Raw genomic sequence first — 18071 nt, forward strand, 5'->3', positions numbered from 1 at the left:
TTCCGGCCAGATGTAGCCGCTGAAGCTTTCCGTTTCCACCGAGGTGTAAATCGTCGGCACGTTAAAAATTTTGCCCGCTTTCGCCAGGGCTACCGTATTATTTTTAAGTTGCTGACGATCGATGTTGGCCACACCGAACGACATCTGCGGCTGATGGTCGATAAAAATCAGGGTGGAGTTCTGTGGGTCCAGCAGGTCGAATTTAGACATTTTTTTATTCCTCTTCGTTATCCGTTAGCGATGGTGTGAGTGAGTGTTGTGCTGCTGGAAACAAGATTACGTCCGGCGGGGCAAGGCGGATAGCGGAAAGAATTTGGCAACTCGTTCAGATTTTTTTGACAGACGGTTGGCCAGTAAATAGAAGGGAATGAATAACTAAATCATACAGATATGTTGATAAGGATTTTCGGACGAGTTGTCAAAATTAATGCCTTATCTTTCTTTTATCCGGGGAGTTAACGTAAGCCACAACATCACGTCATCCACCTTAGAGGTAACAGATATGAGCACATTCACCACCACTGACGGCACGCAACTTTATTTCAAAGACTGGGGTACCGGCAAACCGGTTCTGTTCAGCCACGGCTGGCCGCTGGATGCCGATATGTGGGACAGCCAGATGAATTTCCTTGCCGAACGTGGCTATCGGGCTATCGCCTTTGACCGCCGTGGCTTTGGCCGTTCTGACCAGCCGTGGGACGGCTACAACTACGATACCTTTGCCTCCGACATCAACGACCTGATTGAGCATCTTGACCTGAAAGAGATCACCCTGGTGGGCTTTTCAATGGGCGGCGGGGACGTGACGCGCTATATCGGCCGCTACGGCAGCGACCGCGTCAGTGCGCTGGTGCTGCTGGGGGCGGTAACGCCGATTTTCGGCAAGACAGATGACCATCCTGAAGGGGTGGAAAAAGCGGTATTTGACGGCATTCGCGACGGATTACGCAAAGATCGCGCGCAGTTTCTGAAAGACTTCGCCACACCGTTCTACGGAATAAATGCCGGACAAACGCTTTCAGACGGCGTCCTGATCCAGACGCAGAACATTGCGCTGCTGGCCTCACTGAAGGGCACCATTGACTGTGTGACTGCGTTTGAAACCACGGATTTCCGTGAAGATATCGCCAAAGTGACGCTGCCCACACTGGTGATCCACGGCAGCAACGACCAGATTGTGCCGTTTGAAGCCACCGGCAAGCTGGCCGCCGCGATGATCCCGGGCGCAGAGCTGAAAGTATACGACAACGCGCCTCACGGTTTTGCCGTGACCCATCAGGAGCAGTTAAATCAGGATCTGCTGGCGTTCCTGCAACAGCATTAAGTCTCCCGGGCCGACCGAAACAGAAGGTCGGCCACTACGTCCTGGCTGCCAGCCACACCGCATAGGCCTCATCCCAGATGGCGGCTGGCGTACCGGCCTTGCCGAGGCCAAAACCGTGCCCCCCCTGCGAAATACGGATCATCTGTACTGACACCCCGGCCTTGCGGCAGGTATCGTGCATGATCACGCTGTTTTCCGGATCAGAGGTGTGGTCATCTTCTGCCTGCGCCAGAAACAGCGGGGGATAGGCGCGGGTCACATAGTTCTGCACCGACCAGTTTGCCTCCTCCGCCGGGGAAGGGTGATTGCCCACCAGCGACAGGTGCGTATTGGTGTGGGTATACGGCGGTTCGAGGGTGATCACCGGATAGATCAGACCGACGCTGTCCGCTTTTGGCACGATCTGGTCGATCGTATCCTGCGGGGCATAGGAGGCATAATCCGGGCGCGCCGCCGCAAGACCGAACATATGCCCGCCGGCGGAAAAGCCGAGCAGGTGCACGTTATTTTCCATTGACCTCACCAGCCGTATGGCACGCTGGGCATCCTGAAACGCCACGCGATTCCCATCCTGCCAGTGTTCACCGGGCAGCCGATAACTCAGCACATAGGCGGTGTAGCCCTTGCTGTTAAGCCAGCGCGCCACCGGCCAGCCTTCGCGCCCCATCCCAATCCAGCGATAGCCGCCTCCCGCAGCGATCAGCACCGCGCGGCCGTTAGGTTTTTCAGGCACAAAGCGCTGAATGCCGGGGCTGACAATGTTGGACCATGATCCGTTGGCCGAAATGCGTAACGCCCCGCTCGGCCCGCCGCCACCGGGGGGCTCATCAGGCCAGAGCGGGAAAAAATCCTGACGGGCAAACAACTTATCGGTGCTCATGGCAAGCATAAACGCACCGGTACCCATGATGAACCGGCGGCGACTAATCAAGATGCATGTCCAGCGTTCTCAGCAAAAAACAGGGGGAGGCGTATTGAGCAACAGCCGGGGCTGGCTCAGCGGCGAAATAGTATGCATATCACGCATAAAATGCCACTGAGATCACACTTTTTTCGGCGGAAAAGGAAAAATAGTCGCGGAGGTCGCTGCCGGGCCCTGCGGCCAGGGCCCGGCGGGGATTACTTCAGGTTTTTACTGGCAAACGCCGCGTAGTTCTCTTTGGTGATCACCTGGTAGGGTATCCACATAAATTTGTCGCCCGCTTTACCATCGATGACCTGTTTTGCCATCGTGACCGCGCCTTTCCCCTGGCCGGCAGCATCCTGGAACACCGTTAAGGCCAGTTTGCCGTTTTTGATGAACTGCAGCGCATCCGGCGTGCCGTCAATGCCCGCCACCAGAATATCTTTTCTGCCGCTCTGGTTCAGCGCCATGATCGCCCCAATCGCCATCTCATCATTATTAGCGGCAATCGCATCGATCTTATCGCCGGACAACAGCCAGCCGGAGGTCACATCGACGGCTTCGTTACGCATCCACTGCGCAGACTGCTTTTCGACCACCTTCATCTCTTTATATTTGGCAATGACGTCTTCGGTGGCTTTGGTTCGCTGGCGGGCTTCTTCCGCTGACAGGGCACCCATCAGAATGGCCACGTTACCTTTGTAATTCATTTTCTTCGCCAGGGCTTCCATCTCCATCCGCCCGCCCAGCAGCGAGTCGGAACCGACATACGCCATCTTCCCGCTCAGTTCGATTTCCGGTTTACGGTTAACGAAAATCAGCGGAATGTTGGCGCGCTTCGCCGCTTCCATCATCGGCTTCACCCCCTGGGTATCCACCGGGTTGAGGATGATGGCGTCCACGCCCTGGTTAATAAAGTTCTCCACCTGCTGTACCTGTACCGCGATATCGCCTTTGGCATCTTCGAACTGCCCCTGGATCTGCTCTTTTTCCATCTCCTTCGCCATCTGCGTTCGCAGAATAGAGACGAAATTCAGGTCGAAATTCGCCAGAGCAACGCCAATACGCAGATCTTTTGCCTGGGAAGCGGGCGCGAGTGCCAGCGCCCCGATCAACAGTGCAATGTTATTCATTTTCATAAAGAGATTCCTGTAGGTGTCGGTAAGTTATTATTTTTGCAGAGTCAGCACAGCGAACGATGCCGATCCTGATACAAACAGCGGCCAGGGCTGGCCGCACAACGGCCTGACATTATTCAAAATGCGCTTTAAAACTGGCAAGGGCCGCTTCACTGTCTCCTGACGCCCAGCCTTCCAGCGCAATGACCCCGCGGTAGTTCATGGCGCGCAGCGCACTGGCCACCGCCCGGTAGTTAATCTCGCCGGTGCCCGGTTCACAGCGCCCCGGCACGTCAGCCACCTGGATCTCGCCAATGGCGTGACCGCAGCGCCTGACCAGTTCAATCAGGTTGCCCTCCCCGATCTGCGCGTGATACAGGTCGAGGTTCATCTTCAGATACGGGCTGTTCACCGCCTCCACCAGCGCCAGCGTATCCGCCGCCCGGGCAAACGGCGTACCGGGATGGTCAACGGCCAGGTTGAGGTTTTCGAGGGTAAACACCCGCCCTGCTTTCTCCCCCAGCGCGGCCACTTTTTCCAGCGTGCGCACGGCTTTCACCCACATCTCGCCGGTGACGATCGCCACCGGTTTCACCGGCAGACCCTGGTTATCCAGCCCGGTGCCGTGCAGGTTCAGACACGGACAGTTGAGCCGTTCCGCCACCGCCAGCGATTCTGCGGCGCTGCTCAACAGATTCTCTGTCTCGTCATCGTCCGTCAGGTTGCCCGTCAGATAGCCGGTCATTGAGGTAAAGCGGGCCCCGGTCGCCGCCAGCGCATCGATGTCTTTATTGTTCCAGTGCCAGATCTCCACGCCGAAACCCAGCTGATGAATACGCTTCACCCGTTCAATTAAGGGTAAATCCAGAAAAACCATTTCGGCTGACACCGAAAGACGATAGTCCGACATCGCTGTTATCCTCGTAGTTGAATCGGTTTGCCCTGGCGGACAGATGCGATACAGGCCAGGGCGATTTCCAGCGCGTTACGCGCATCTTCACCGGTGGCGCGTGGGGTTTCCCCGCTGGCCGCACAGCGCACAAACTCACTCAGTTCGGCCACATAGGCTTCTGCCAGCAGGTCTGTATCCTGGCGGGAGGTTTCAATGGCGATCCCACCCGCGCCGTAGCGCACGCAGTTATTGACGTTGATATTGCCCATCTGGAACATGCCGTTACTGCCGAACACCTCTGCCCGCACGTCGTAGCCGTACACAGCTTCAAAGCTGGCATCGGCCACCGCTATCGCCCCGTTATCAAAACGAATCGTCACCACCGAGGTATCCAGCAGCCCCTTGTCTTTAAAGTCCGGGCGCACCAGCGCATCCGCAATGGCATACACCTCCACCGGTTTCGCGCCGGGATTGCAGTGCAGCAGCGTGTCAAAGTCGTGGATCAGCGTTTCCAGATAAATGGTCCAGGGCGGGATACCGCTCGGATCGCGTAGCGGTGACGGGTCGCGGGTCAGGGAGCGGATCAGCTGCGGGGTGCCGATCTCCCCCGCCGCGATGGCGGCCAGCGCGGCGGCAAAGCCACGGGCAAAGCGACGGTTAAAGCCCACCTGTAACACCACCCCCGCGCTGCGGGCGGCGGCAATGGCGTGGTCGGCCTCTTCCAGCGTGATCGCCATCGGCTTCTCACAGAACACGTGCTTGCCGGCGCGGGCAGCAGCGGCCACCAGTTCTGCGTGGGTACGTGCCGGGGTGGCGATCAGTACCGCATCAATCTCCGGATCGTCCAGCATCGCCTGCGGTACACTGTAAAACTTCCCTGCGCCGAGCTGCTCTGCCAGGCGCTGTGCCGCCCCCGGCACCGGGTCAGCAACGGCGGCCAGCACCGCACCCGGCACTTTTTGCGCCAGCGACGTGGCATGGAAGCTCCCCATGCGCCCTGCGCCGATTAATCCCACACGGACGTGTTTGTTAGTGACTGACATTGTGTTCCCCTTAAGGTGGCTGGCTGACGGTTTCCTGGTTAAACAGACATAAGCAAACCCTATGCCAGAGTGCATAAGCCCGTCTGGCGCGTCGCGCGCTGCTCGTGGCGATCACAAAATGGACACAAATAAAACATGTCTACTTAACATGTCGATAAAATGGACATTCCATGAGAGGGAGTAGCGATGAACCAGCCACATCTATCCGCAGCCATCCACACAGAGCGTGACGGGCAGCCGCACCTGCCTGCGGGGCGCGAAGCCAGCCACTGGGACACTCTGCTGGAGCAGGCAAGACATGACTTCGATGCCGGGCGGGAGCCCGCGTTTGTGCGCCCGGAGGTGCTCAGTTCGTGGCAGCGCAGCCGCGACGCCGGCATTGATCCGTCGCACTTTGCCTATACTTCCCCGCCGGAGGAGGAGGTCAGGCAGATTCTGGCCGATAACGCCGGGCTGATTGAAGTGGCAGGTACCATTATGGAAAACCTGCTGGCCTACAATCCGGACGGGCATATCAATCTGACCAGCGCGCAGGGCATCACCCTTTCCTGCTGCGGGCGCGACCTTACGCCCGTCGGCAGTCTGCTCACCGAATCTGAAATGGGCACCAACTGCACAGCCTGCTGCCTGAAGCAGCAGCGGCTGGTCTATATCCTTAACGGGGAAAACTGGAAGCTTGCCCTGCGCCAGCGCCACCTGCAGTGTGCGGCGGCACCGATCCGCGATGCCGGGGGACAGATGATCGGCGTGCTGACGCTTACCGCCAGCCAGGATAATTTCCACTATCACACGCTGGGTACGGTACAGGCCGCCGCCGAAGCGATTCGCCAGCAGCTGATCCTGCAGGCCCTGCTGGCCGAACAGACCTCGATCCTGGAAACGCTGAATGAGGGGGTGATCGTGCTCGATCGCGCAGGGACGATCAAAACCATCAACCGCTATGCCCGGCAGATCTTCCAGATCGAAGTGCGGGCTGGCCAGCAGGTGGACGACCGGCTTAATCCTGAAAATATTCGCCTGACCACCACGGGGTTCTGCAATGATCGTGAAATCATTTTTACGCCCGAGGGTGGCCCGCCCATCCCCTGTCTGGTGTCGGTGATGCCCGCCACGGATGGCGGCAGAGTGATCACGCTGCGTGAAAACCAGCGCATCCGCGCCATCACCCGCCGGGTGATGGGGGCCAGCGCCAGTTATACCTTTGATATGCTGCGCGGCAGCGCGCCCGCGCTACAGGTGGCGATAGACAAAGCCCGCAGTAGCAGCCGCAGCGACAGCACGGTGTTGCTGACCGGCGAGAGCGGCACCGGCAAGGAACTGTTTGCCCAGGCGATCCATAATGGCAGCCTGCGCAGCAGCGAACCCTTTATTGCCGTCAACTGCGGCGCGCTGCCGCGTGATCTGGTGCAGAGCGAACTGTTTGGCTACGTGGACGGTGCGTTTACCGGATCCCGCCGGGGTGGCGCGGCAGGAAAATTTGAACTGGCCGAAGGCGGGACGCTGTTTCTGGATGAGATCGGTGATATGCCGCTGGAGGCACAGACCAGCCTGCTGCGCGTCCTGCAGGAGAGTGAGGTGGTACGCATCGGCGCCTCACAGCCGGTCAAGGTCAATGTGCGCATCATTGCCGCCACCAACTGCAACCTGATTCGGGCAGTGGAGACCGGCGCTTTCCGTCGCGATCTCTACTACCGTCTTAACGTCATTTCCATTCCGATCCCGGCCCTGCGCGAGCGCAGCAGCGATATTCCGGCGCTGACCGAGTGGTTCCGCGAGAAAGTCTGTACCCAGTTGAAAAAGATCAACGTGCAGTTCACCCCCCGCGCCCTGGACGCCCTGAGCCAGTATCCGTGGCCGGGCAACGTCCGCGAACTGGAAAACATCGTCGAACGGACGATCAACATGACCACCGGCCTGTTTATCGATGTACAGGATCTGCCGGATGAGGTGTTGCAGGGCAGCCAGTTCGCCCCTGCGGTCCCCCGCGCTGCGCCACGGCAGGCAGCACGCCTTGACAGCCAGGAGCGCGCGCATATCATTACCACGCTCGACGCGCTTAACGGCAACCTTCGTCAGGCCGCTCAGGTCATGGGGCTGTCTCGCGCCGGGTTGTATAATAAACTGAAGAAATATCAGATCAGCGCCAACGACTTCCGGCGCTGATGCCAGCGGGTCATCCGGTGACCCTTCTCCTCTGCGTTAACTGAGTGCTTATGTGGTTCGAACATCTTGATTTCGCCCTTATCCTGCTGCAAATCGTGGCGATTGACCTGCTACTGGGGGGCGACAATGCCGTGGTGATCGCCCTCGCCTGCCGCAAACTTCCGCCGCAGAGGCAGAAAAAAGCCATTATTCTCGGCACGATCGGGGCCATTGTCGCCCGGGTGGTGCTGCTGATCATCGCCGTGCAGCTGCTGGCGCTACCGTGGCTGAAGGTGGCCGGTGGCCTGCTGCTGCTGTGGATTGGTTTTAAGCTGGTCAGCAATGATGAGGAAGAGGCCAGCGTCAGCAGCGATAGCCGCCTGTGGAAAACGGTCCTGACGATCACCCTGGCCGACGTGGTGATGTCGCTTGATAACGTGCTGGCCGTGGCGGCCGCCGGGAAAGGTAACGTCTGGCTGGTGTCCCTGGGCGTGCTGATCAGCATTCCGGTGATTGTGATGGGCAGCCAACTGGTGCTGAAAGTGCTGTCGCGCTTTCCGTTTATCGTCACGCTGGGCGGGGCGCTGATTGGCTGGATTGCGGGCAGTATGCTGGTGACAGACCCGGCGCTGCTGCGTTTTACCGGCCATCTGGCATCACTGCACTGGATTGCCGGCACGGTCGGCGCGCTGCTGGTGATGGGGTATGGCGTAGGGAGAAGTGTACTGGCGAAGCCCTGATGCACTAAACTCCAGGTTCCCTGCCGTAAAAGTGAGCCTGCGTTATGCTGTATCGCCGTTTTGAAAGGATGATCAATATCTTCAGGGATGCCCCGGCCGACACGCCGCCCGCTAACGTCTGGGCATTCTATCTGTTTTATCTGCGTCAGGTATGGCCCTGCTTCGCGCTGCTCCTGATTATCGGCCTGGTCGCCTCACTGATCGAAGTGGCGCTGTTTCGCTACCTCAGCCGGATAATCGATCTGGTCAATACCAGCCCCGCCGCCACCTTTTTCAGTGACCACGGCGGAGAACTGCTGTGGATGGTCGCCGTCGCGCTGCTCTTCAGGCCCCTGTTTATTGGCCTGCATGACCTGCTGGTGCACCAGACCATCAACCCCGGAATGACCAGTATGATCCGCTGGCAGCATCATAACTACGTGCTGCGCCAGAGCCTGAACTTCTTTCAGAATGATTTCGCCGGACGTATCGCCCAGCGCATTATGCAGACCGGTAGCGCCCTGCGCGACTCGGCGGTGCAGGCGGTGGATGCCCTGTGGCACGTGCTGATTTATGCCATCACCACGCTGGTGCTGTTTGCCGAAGCCGACTGGCGGCTGACCGTTCCGCTGCTGATCTGGATAGTCGGCTACGTGTTGTGCATGCGCTACTTTGTGCCGCGCGTGAAGGCCCGTTCGGTCGCCTCCAGCGATTCGCGCTCGCGCCTGATGGGCTGCATTGTCGACGGTTACACCAATATTACCACGCTAAAACTGTTCGCTCACAGTGACCTGGAGCAGCAGTACGCGCGCGAAGCAATCAGCGACCAGACGGTGAAAACCCGCCGTCAGGGGCGGATGGTGACCAGCATGGACGTGGTGGTCACCACGCTGAACGGCCTGCTGATTATCAGCACCACCGGTCTGGCCCTGTGGCTGTGGACGCAGTCGCTGATCAGCGTCGGGGCCATTGCCCTCGCTACCGGCCTGGTGATCCGCATCGTCAATATGTCGGGCTGGATTATGTGGGTGGTAAACGGCATCTTCGAAAATATCGGCATGGTGCAGGACGGCCTGCAAACTATCGCCCAGCCGGTGAAGGTCAGCGATAAACCCCACGCCCCCGCGCTGCAGGTTAAGCAGGGTGAAATCCACTTTGACGCCATCCGCTTTAACTACGGCGGCGAACGCCAGGTGATCGACGATTTACAGCTGACGATCCGTCCCGGTGAAAAAATTGGTCTGATCGGCCCGTCCGGGGCCGGGAAGTCGACGCTGGTCAATCTGCTGCTGCGGCTGTACGACCTGAACGGCGGGCGCATTGTGATTGACGGCCAGAACATTGCGGAGGTCAGCCAGGAGAGCCTGCGGGCGCAGATTGGCATGATCACTCAGGATACGTCACTGCTGCACCGGTCGATTCGTGACAACCTGCTGTATGGCCGCCCTGATGCCACGGAGGACGAACTGATGCAGGCCGTGCATCAGGCGAAGGCCGACGAGTTTATCCCGCAGCTGTCTGACTCGCTGGGACGCACCGGGCTGGATGCCCACGTGGGCGAACGCGGCGTGAAGCTCTCCGGTGGCCAGCGTCAGCGTATTGCCATCGCCCGCGTGCTGCTGAAGGATGCGCCAATCCTGATTATGGATGAGGCGACCTCGGCGCTGGACTCCGAAGTGGAAGCCGCCATTCAGGAGAGCCTGGAAACGCTGATGGGCGGCAAGACGGTGATTGCCATCGCCCACCGCCTGTCCACCATTGCCCGCATGGATCGGCTGGTGGTGCTCGAACAGGGGCGTATCGTCGAGATCGGCAGCCACAGCGAACTGCTGGCAAAAGGCGGCCTGTATGCGCGCCTGTGGCAGCACCAGACCGGCGGTTTTGTCGGCGACGCCTGATTGTCGCCCGGGGCGGCGGGCATCACTGCCCGTCTCCCTGACGCCACGGCAGCGCCGACCGGGCCTCCTCCGCCCAGGCGCGAACGCCGTCCCGCTCCTGATCAAGGAAACCGGCAACGGCATCCTGTAATCCGGGATGACGCAGCAGGTGCCAGGACTCGGTCAGCACCGGCTCAAACCCGCGGATCAGCTTATGCTCGCCCTGCGCCCCGGCATCAAAACGCCGCAGGCCGTGGGCAATGGCATACTCCATTCCCTGCCAGAAGCAGGTTTCAAAATGCAGGCGGTCGAACTCCTCCAGGCAGCCCCAGTAGCGGCCGTAGAAGGTGTCGCCGTCCACCAGGCTGAAGGCCATTGCCACCGGTACGCCGTGCTGGCTGGCGATCACCACGCGGATGGCTTCCGGCATGCGTTCGGCCAGCAGGCTGAAAAAATCACGCGCCAGATAAGGCTGACGGCCGCGTATCCGGTAGGTGTTCGCATAACAGGCATAGATAAAATCCCACTGCGCTTCCTGCACGTCGCCCCCCGCATACCAGACAAACTCCACCCCCTGGCTAGCCACCAGCTGGCGCTCTTTGCGCAGCTGTTTGCGTTTGCGTGAGGTCAGGAGATCGAGAAAATCCTGAAAGTCACGAAACCCCCGGTTGTGCCAGTGATACTGGCAGCCCAGGCGCGGCAGCCAGCGGGGATCGTCCGCCAGGCCGTGCTGAACCCGCTCATCGCTGAAATTGATATGGGCGCTGAACAGCGACTGACTTTCAAGGAAGCCCGGCAGCGCCTGCAGCAGCTGTGCCCCCGCGCCTGCCTCGCCCAGCAGCCGCGCGCCGCTGACCGGGCTGAACGGCACGGCCGACAGCCATTTAGGATAGTAAGGAATGCCTGCCCGTTCGCTGGCTTCGGCCCAGGCATGATCGAAGACGTATTCACCCATCGAGTGATGTTTGGCATAGCCCGGCATCGCGGCCCGTGGCGTCCCGTTCTCCAGCCACAGCAGATGCTGCGGCTGCCAGCCACTGGCGCGGCTGACCGCGCCGCTCTCCTCCAGTGCCGAAAGAAACGCATGACGTAAAAAAGGCTGATCGTTGGGGGTCAGGGCATCCCACTGACTGGCGGGAATATCGGTCAGCTGTGTCAGGACCATCAGGGACATCGGCGTGCTCCGCAGTTACCACAGGGAAAGGCTTACGTTGACCGCTTTTCGTGCCGGGATCAATCCGTTATTACGGCGGCCTTCATGTAAAGAAGGCTCATACTCATTCTCATTATCATTTAGCTTTGCTATTCTTGCCGACCTTATGCACGTTGTCATACGTGCGCGGCTTTCAGCTTTACGAGGCGGATTTATGGCGGGTGTTCAGGGTTATCGCTTATTTAATGTGGTGCTGGCGCGTAAGCAGGTACTTTCACCTTCGATGCTGCGCTGCGTTTTCAGCGGCCAGGATATCCGTCAGATGAAGATGGATGCGCCGGATCAGCGCATTAAGCTGCTTTTTCCGTCGCTTAACGGCACGCCGTCATCGCTGACCGACGACGGGGATAAAACCTGGTGGGAGAAAGCGCGGGCCATGCCGCAGGAAAGCCGTCCGATTGCGCGCACCTATACCCTCCGTCATGTCAATGCAGAAGCCGCTGAGGTGGAAGTGGAATTTGTCATGCACGGCACCGAAGGCCCGGCATCGGCGTGGGCGCTGTCGGCGGAGCCGGGTGCGGCGCTGCAAATGGTGGCCCCCAACCTTGCCTGTCCGACCAGCAGCGGCGGCTACGAGTGGGCCCCGCACCCGGACGTTGAACGGGCGCTGGTGGTGGCGGACGAAACGGCGCTGCCGGCAGCAAAGGCAATCCTGGAGCAGCTGGCCGGCTGGGATAACCCACCGCAGCTGCAGGTGTTCCTCGAAGTGCCGAAGCGTGGCGACTGTGTTGACCTCAGCCACTACCGGTTTGCCGATATTCACTGGCTGCCGCGCGAAGTGATCGGGGCATCCCATGGCGAAGCGTTACTGAGCGCGGTACAGCAGCAGGTGATCCTGCCTGCCAGCGCGCTGGTGCGGGGCGAGCTGCATGAAGAAAGCGAAGGCGATATTCTCTGGGATCGCGCCGACAGCGGCGATAAGCGCTTCCACGGCTGGGTGGCCGCCGAGTCCAGCGCCGTCAAGCAGCTACGCCGCTACCTGATTGGCGAGCGCGGTCTGTCGCCGGAATGCATCAGCTTTATGGCGTACTGGAGTCGCGGCCCACGCCGTGAGGGGTGATCATCGCGTCATCAGCCGCTGGCTGGTCTCTTTCAGCGTGTTATAAAACCAGGTTTTGGCCGTGATATCGCCGATTTCCGTGTGTGCATAGAGATACACCTCAAGGTTCGGTAAGGTAAACGGCAGTTCGATAATCCTGCCGTTGCCGCGCGCAACGTAGATTTTTGCCGCGCTGGACGGCAAGGTTACCAGCAGCTCGCTGGAAGCAATCAGCTCCCCCAGCGCAGCAAAGTGCGGCACCTCCAGCGCCACCCGCCGCTCAAAGCCATACTCTTTGATCCGCTCCTCGACCAGATAATGGCCGCTGATGGTCGACACGATAATATGCTGCTCTTCCAGGTACGCTTGCTGCGTCAGCGTCTCGCCGATGCGCGGGTGTTCACGGTGTAACAGACAAACATAGCGCTCATCCATAATCCGGTCACGCTGGGCCAGCGAGATGCTCTCGTTGCGGCTGCACAGAGCGGCATCGACTTTCCCCGTCAGCAACCACTCATCCAGCTTACGCATCTCTACGGGGATCACCTCCAGCTGAACGTTAGGAGCCACCGTGCGCAGGTGCCTCACCAGCCCGGGCAGCAGCAGCAGCTCCCCGAGGTCAGAGAGGGCGAGACGAAATTTGTGAAAGGATGTGTCCGGCGAGAAGCTGCGGGTGTCCGCCACCGCCTTCTCAATACCGCTGAGAGATTTTTTAAATACGGTATAAAGCTGCGTGGCGGTGGGCGTCGGCAACATGCCTTTACGACTGCGCTTAAACAGCTCATTTCCGGTGGTATCCCGCAGCCGGGCTAAGGCGTAGCTGGCGGAAGGCTGGGTGATATACAGACGTGCGGCAGCGCCGCTGACGCTCTGCGTTTCATAAATCGCGATAAACACCCGGACCAGGTTCAGGTCCATATTCGATGGCATATAGGTAGTATCTATTATCTAAGATTAAAATTATCTATTTGAACTATTTTAAGCGCTCTAATACCATCGCTTCCACGTTTTTTTGATATGTTCTTCGTTTTTTTTCATATCGCCATTATTTCAATAAAATCAAAACAATAACTAACTTCCTTGTTCTTTTAAGGCAGGAGTGGGCGCAAGCCCGTCATCGCGGAGCTCAACATGAAAAATGAAATCGTCGACGTTATCGTCGACTGGATCGACGATCACCTTGAAGAAGGGCTGAATATCGAAACGGTTGCGGCAAAATCGGGCTACTCAAAGTGGCACTTACAGCGCGCGTTTAAACAGCAGAAAGGCATCACGCTGGCGACATTTATTCGCAGCCGTCGCCTCGATCAGGCCGCACAGTGCCTGGTGAGCTCCACGAAAACCATTATGGCCATTTCAACGGATCTGGGTTTCTCTTCCCAGCAGTGCTTCCAGCGGGTGTTTAAAAAACACTTTAACGTCACCCCGCGTGATTACCGTATCCAGTATCGCCAGTATCACTAAGCCCGGAGCCCACGTGTCACAGTTTGCCAGAATGACCGCCCTGCTGGCGGTGATGTTCCTCCCCTGCATAAGCCAGGCCGCGGCCAGCCCGCAAAGCGATCGCGATCAGGGCAGCCCGTTCGGCTACGAGCGCCAGTTGAAAAAGGTGATGCGCCCGGTTAACGACCTGCTGCCGCAGGGCAGCCAGGATGACCTGTCCTCCGGGGAAAATCACCTCTAGCCGGGCAACTGACCGACGCAGCGCGGGCGGTTGCCACGCCGGACAGGCGGACGGGCAGGAACGCATCGTCACTGCAGCCACCGCAAAACGTCGCCTGTTCTGCCGGCGCATAACGTAAAGTCGTTTAAATTCCGCGATTTTAACCGCCCGCCTCTTGAAGAAATGCTTCAGCCATCAGGTATACTGTCCGCCCTGTTGAATGGTGAACTGGATGCTATGGAACGTTTTGTCGAAAACCTGATTTATTCTGCACGCTGGCTGCTGGCCCCGATTTACCTCGGGCTGTCGCTGGGATTAGTGGCGCTGGCCATTAAATTTTTCCAGGAGCTGATCCATCTGCTGCCGCACGTGCTTGAGATAACAGAAAATGACATGGTGCTGGTGCTGCTGTCGATGATCGACATGACACTGGTGGGCGGGCTGCTGGTAATGGTGATGCTGTCCGGGTACGAAAACTTTGTTTCCAAGCTGGATATCGGTGAGCATAAAGAGAAGCTCAACTGGCTGGGTAAGATGGACTCCGGCTCGCTGAAGAATAAGGTGGCCGCTTCCATCGTGGCGATCTCCTCTATTCACCTGCTGCGGGTGTTTATGGATGCGAAGAATATCCCGGATAATAAACTGATGTGGTACGTGATTATCCACCTGACGTTTGTGCTGTCAGCCTTTGTGATGGGCTATCTGGACAGTATGTCGCGCAAGGATAAGCTGTAAGCCCGCCTCTGCTGATGGCAGGCAGATAAGGCGTTCCTCCCCGGGAACAGCGGTGTTGAACTGATTTCAGGAGACAACCATGAAGCAGGGACTTGTCATTTTACTGCATGGCGTCGGCAGCAGCGGCGATGACCTGGCGGGCCTGGGCGATCACTGGGCATCCACCCTGCCGGGCGTGCGCTTTGCCAGCCCCAATGCCCCTGTACATTTTGAACACGGCGCAGGCTGGCAGTGGTTCAGCCTGACGGGCGTCACCCCGGAAAACCGCCCTGCCCGCGTGGCGCAAGCGCGGGCGGCGTTTGACCAGACGCTTCAGGCAATCCTTGACCAGCATCAGATGAGTGACCGTCCCGACCAGGTGGTGCTGGCCGGTTTCTCGCAGGGGTCGATCATGGCGCTGGATGCGCTGGTATCCGGCCGCTGGCCGCTGGCCGGCATTGTGGCATTCTCCGGCCGCCTGTCGTCCCCTCTACCGCTCACCCCGGCGCTGAATACCCCGGTACTGCTGGTGCACGGCATGGCCGATGAGGTGATCCCGGTGCAGGAGAGTGAATCCGCGGAGCAGCGTCTGCGCACACTGGGCGTGCAGGTCAGCAGCCAGTATGAACCGGGCGTGGGCCACGCCATTTCGGCACAGGGTGCCGCGCGTGCTGCTGCCTTTATTGCGTCGTGTCTGGCGTAATATAGTCCTCAAGCTCCGGCGGTGGGGTGAGCGGCAGCGTGATGATAAAGCGTGCCCCGCCCTGCGGCCGGTTCTCCACCCGGATGGTCCCTTCATGCAGGTTGACAATCGCCTGACAGATTGCCAGTCCCAGTCCGACCCCCGGCACCGCCGATTCCTTGTCGCCACGTGAAAACTTCTCGAAAATCAGCTTTTCCTGCCCGGAAATAATCCCCGGGCCGCTGTCCCAGACCTCAAGCTGGAGCTGCTGCGCCGACGGCTGCGTGGCGCTGATACCGATATCTGCCCCCGCTCCCCCGTACTTCAGCGCGTTTTCCAGCAGATTACTTAATACCCGCTCCATCAGCGGACCATCGACGTCGATCAGCAGCATCGGCGGCAGGTTCAGCGTGACGTTGCGCCCGGCCAGCAGCGGTGCCAGCTGACGCAGCGTGCTGCCGACCAGTTCATCCAGCGCCATCCACTCGCGACGTAACAGGAAACCGCCGGACTGCAGACGCGCCATATCCAGCAGGTTGTTCACCAGACGAATGGTATTCAGCGTCTGCTCACGCATCGCGCTGGCCTGGGGCGCATAGGGTGAGTTTTCAGACGCCAGATCCAGTGTAAGAATTTCCGCCTGACCAAACAGCACCGTCAGCGGCGTACGCAGGTCGTGGGACAGCGCCGACAGCAGCGCATTACGCAGCTGTTCACGCTCGGCGGCCAGGCGGGAGACCGCTTCGCGCTGGCTGAGGTTCATCCGCTCCAGCGCGTTGGCGATCAGCACGGTGAAGGTTTCCACCAGCCGCTGCTGCTCCGGGATCATCAGCTGGCGCAGATTCAGCGGTTCAAGGATCAGCAGGCCCAGCGTTTCCCTGCCGCTTTTCAGCGGCAGCATCTGCCAGGGGACGCCGGGCAACGTATCGGTTCCCGCCCCGGCGGGCTGGCCTTTATCAAAACTCCAGCGCGCAATGGCGCGGTCCGGTACCGCACTGAGGTGCGTATCGCCCACCGACACCAGCTCACCCTGCTCATCGGGTAAATAGAGTTCGCTGCGGGCCTGCAGCGTGCTCTCCACGCTGCGCTGGAGCGTGGTGGCAATATCACGCTGGCTGAGGGCGCGGCTGAGGGCCTTCGCCATCTCATACAGATGGTGCGCGCGCTGCTCACGGTAGCGCGCCACCCGCGCCTGATAGCGCACCCCGGCCGTCAGATTGCCGACGATGACCCCAACCGCCAGCATCACGCCGAAGGTCACCAGATACTGCACGTCCGATACCGCCATGGTGCCGGTGGGGGCCACAAACACCAGATCGAACGCGACGATGTTCATCACCGTTGCCGCCACCGACGGCCAGCGGCCATAGCGCAGGGCGACGATGACCACCGACAGCAGATAGACCATCACCAGGTTGACGGAGTCGACGGCGGGCAGCAGCCAGCGTCCGGCGACGGTGACCAGCGCGCACAGCAGCAGCGCGGCGGCACAGCCCTTCATCTGAGCACGCCATTTACCTTCGCTCCCCCCGGCACGCGGCGCCAGCGGGCTGACGGCATCCGGCGGCGGGTCGTCCAGCGCGACAATGAGAATATCGAGATCCGGCCCCAGCTCCCCCAGACGGTCAGCAAAACGCTCACGCCACGCGCGCCGGGCAGGCCGGCGGCCGATAATAATTTTGCCGAGGTTATGTTCACGGGCATAGCGCAGCACGGCGTTGGCTTCGCTGGGATCGGAGAGGGTCGCGGTTTCCGCCCCGAGATCCTGCGCCAGCTGCAGCGTGCGCAGAATACCGCGCCGCCGCGCTTCAGACAGGCGATAGAGCCGGGGGGTTTCGACATAGACCGCGTGCCACACGCTGTCGAGCCGGGCGGCAAGGCGGGCGGCGCTGCGTACCAGCTTTTCGCTGCCGCTGTTGTCCCCGATGCACAGCAAAATCGCATCGCGGGTGTGCCAGACTTTCTCGCGCCCCTGGGTGTCGCGCCAGGCGCGCATCTGGTCGTCCACGCGGTCGGCGGTGCGCCGCAGCGCCAGCTCGCGCAGGGCAATCAGGTTGCCTTTGCGGAAGAAGTTTTCAATGGCACGCTCGGCCCCCTCCCCGATATAGACCTTACCCTCTTTCAGCCGCTGGCGCAGGTCGTCCGGCGGCAGATCCACCAGCACCACCTCGTCGGCGGCATCGAAAAAGGGATCGGGTACGGTTTCCCGTACGCGGATACCGGTGACGCCGCCCACCACATCATTCAGGCTCTCCAGATGCTGCACATTAACGGTGGTCATCACATCAATGCCCGCATCCAGCAGCTCTTCAATATCCTGCCAGCGCTTCGGATGGCGCGAGCCGCGCGCGTTGCTGTGCGCCAGCTCATCCATCAGGATCACCGCCGGGTGGCAGGCCAGCGCCGCGTCCAGGTCGAACTCGGGGTGACGATGCTGCCCGGTGGCACGGCGGGGCAGTATCGTCAGCCCGGCCAGCAGCGCCGCCGTTTCCGGGCGCTCGTGCGTTTCCACCACGCCCACCAGCACCTCCAGCCCCTGCGCACGCAGACGGCGGGCCTCCTGCAGCATCGCCCAGGTTTTGCCGACGCCCGCGCAGGCACCAAAGTAAATTTTCAGCTTACCGCGCCGGCTTTCCGCCGCCAGACGCAGCAAGGCATCCGGGTCCGGGCGCTGGAGTTCGTCGTTCATCAGATTCCTTTATTAGCCAGAAACCGCAGGCGTCGGGGGATGCCCGACGCCT

Annotated in this window: 17 protein-coding genes; 9 read left to right on the forward strand and 8 right to left on the reverse strand. The window is 60.0% G+C overall.

Annotated elements, in window-relative coordinates:
* A partial coding sequence (locus tag EPE01S_RS07040; protein WP_506256249.1) for a cysteine hydrolase family protein occupies positions 1-210 on the reverse strand: 210 nt, incomplete at its 3' end.
* 292 nt (positions 211-502) lie between these two features.
* Here EPE01S_RS07040 and EPE01S_RS07045 point away from each other — a divergent pair.
* Positions 503-1324, forward strand: coding sequence for an alpha/beta fold hydrolase (locus EPE01S_RS07045; protein WP_062743900.1), 822 nt, complete (start codon positions 503-505; stop codon positions 1322-1324).
* Between the two features lie 34 nt (positions 1325-1358).
* Here EPE01S_RS07045 and EPE01S_RS07050 read toward each other — a convergent pair whose 3' ends face one another.
* The 4 genes from EPE01S_RS07050 to EPE01S_RS07065 all read right to left on the reverse strand — a co-directional run bounded on the left by EPE01S_RS07050 (position 1359) and on the right by EPE01S_RS07065 (position 5281).
* The gene (locus EPE01S_RS07050; RefSeq protein WP_062744127.1) at positions 1359-2213 is read right to left on the reverse strand and encodes an alpha/beta hydrolase; all 855 of its coding nucleotides are present in this window, start codon (positions 2211-2213) and stop codon (positions 1359-1361) included.
* A gap of 230 nt (positions 2214-2443) precedes the next feature.
* Positions 2444-3367, reverse strand: coding sequence for a substrate-binding domain-containing protein (locus tag EPE01S_RS07055; protein WP_062743901.1), 924 nt, complete (start codon positions 3365-3367; stop codon positions 2444-2446).
* 112 nt (positions 3368-3479) lie between these two features.
* A complete protein-coding gene (locus EPE01S_RS07060; protein WP_062743902.1) occupies positions 3480-4256 on the reverse strand; it encodes a TIM barrel protein in 777 nt (258 codons plus the stop codon).
* 5 nt (positions 4257-4261) lie between these two features.
* The gene (locus EPE01S_RS07065) at positions 4262-5281 is read right to left on the reverse strand and encodes a Gfo/Idh/MocA family oxidoreductase (protein WP_062743903.1); all 1020 of its coding nucleotides are present in this window, start codon (positions 5279-5281) and stop codon (positions 4262-4264) included.
* 186 nt (positions 5282-5467) lie between these two features.
* Between EPE01S_RS07065 and EPE01S_RS07070 the strand changes: the two genes are divergently transcribed.
* From EPE01S_RS07070 to EPE01S_RS07080, 3 genes are read left to right on the forward strand one after another with little or no spacing between them, the layout of a single operon-like run.
* The gene (locus tag EPE01S_RS07070) at positions 5468-7444 is read left to right on the forward strand and encodes a sigma-54-dependent Fis family transcriptional regulator (protein ID WP_062743904.1); all 1977 of its coding nucleotides are present in this window, start codon (positions 5468-5470) and stop codon (positions 7442-7444) included.
* 50 nt (positions 7445-7494) lie between these two features.
* On the forward strand, positions 7495-8163 hold the full coding sequence (locus EPE01S_RS07075; protein ID WP_062743905.1) for a TerC family protein: 669 nt from the start codon (positions 7495-7497) through the stop codon (positions 8161-8163).
* 44 nt (positions 8164-8207) lie between these two features.
* A complete protein-coding gene (locus EPE01S_RS07080) occupies positions 8208-10040 on the forward strand; it encodes an ABC transporter ATP-binding protein (RefSeq protein ID WP_062743906.1) in 1833 nt (610 codons plus the stop codon).
* 22 nt (positions 10041-10062) lie between these two features.
* Here the strand turns inward: EPE01S_RS07080 and EPE01S_RS07085 are convergent, their stop codons facing one another.
* Positions 10063-11193 (reverse strand): GNAT family N-acetyltransferase, encoded by a 1131-nt coding sequence (locus EPE01S_RS07085; RefSeq protein WP_062743907.1) that lies wholly within the window; start codon positions 11191-11193, stop codon positions 10063-10065.
* Between the two features lie 193 nt (positions 11194-11386).
* On the opposite strand from EPE01S_RS07085, the gene EPE01S_RS07090 reads away from it, so the two are divergent.
* On the forward strand, positions 11387-12292 hold the full coding sequence (locus EPE01S_RS07090; protein WP_062743908.1) for a siderophore-interacting protein: 906 nt from the start codon (positions 11387-11389) through the stop codon (positions 12290-12292).
* Here EPE01S_RS07090 and EPE01S_RS07095 read toward each other — a convergent pair whose 3' ends face one another.
* Positions 12293-13201 (reverse strand): LysR family transcriptional regulator, encoded by a 909-nt coding sequence (locus EPE01S_RS07095; protein ID WP_072277422.1) that lies wholly within the window; start codon positions 13199-13201, stop codon positions 12293-12295.
* Between the two features lie 201 nt (positions 13202-13402).
* On the opposite strand from EPE01S_RS07095, the gene EPE01S_RS07100 reads away from it, so the two are divergent.
* The 4 genes from EPE01S_RS07100 to EPE01S_RS07115 all read left to right on the forward strand — a co-directional run bounded on the left by EPE01S_RS07100 (position 13403) and on the right by EPE01S_RS07115 (position 15351).
* Complete coding sequence (locus tag EPE01S_RS07100) at positions 13403-13735, forward strand: helix-turn-helix domain-containing protein (RefSeq protein WP_062743909.1); 333 nt, start codon at positions 13403-13405, stop codon at positions 13733-13735.
* Positions 13736-13748: 13 nt separating this feature from the next.
* Positions 13749-13955, forward strand: coding sequence for a hypothetical protein (locus EPE01S_RS07105; protein WP_062743910.1), 207 nt, complete (start codon positions 13749-13751; stop codon positions 13953-13955).
* Between the two features lie 216 nt (positions 13956-14171).
* A complete protein-coding gene (locus EPE01S_RS07110) occupies positions 14172-14669 on the forward strand; it encodes a TIGR00645 family protein (protein ID WP_062744129.1) in 498 nt (165 codons plus the stop codon).
* A gap of 79 nt (positions 14670-14748) precedes the next feature.
* A complete protein-coding gene (locus EPE01S_RS07115) occupies positions 14749-15351 on the forward strand; it encodes an alpha/beta hydrolase (RefSeq protein ID WP_062743911.1) in 603 nt (200 codons plus the stop codon).
* Here the strand turns inward: EPE01S_RS07115 and kdpD are convergent.
* On the reverse strand, positions 15329-18019 hold the full coding sequence (kdpD, locus tag EPE01S_RS07120; protein ID WP_062743912.1) for a two-component system sensor histidine kinase KdpD: 2691 nt from the start codon (positions 18017-18019) through the stop codon (positions 15329-15331). The genes EPE01S_RS07115 and kdpD overlap by 23 nt on opposite strands.
* Positions 18020-18071: the final 52 nt, after the last annotated feature.

The sequence above is a fragment of the Erwinia persicina NBRC 102418 genome, assembly GCF_001571305.1.
GTDB lineage: Bacteria > Pseudomonadota > Gammaproteobacteria > Enterobacterales > Enterobacteriaceae > Erwinia > Erwinia persicina.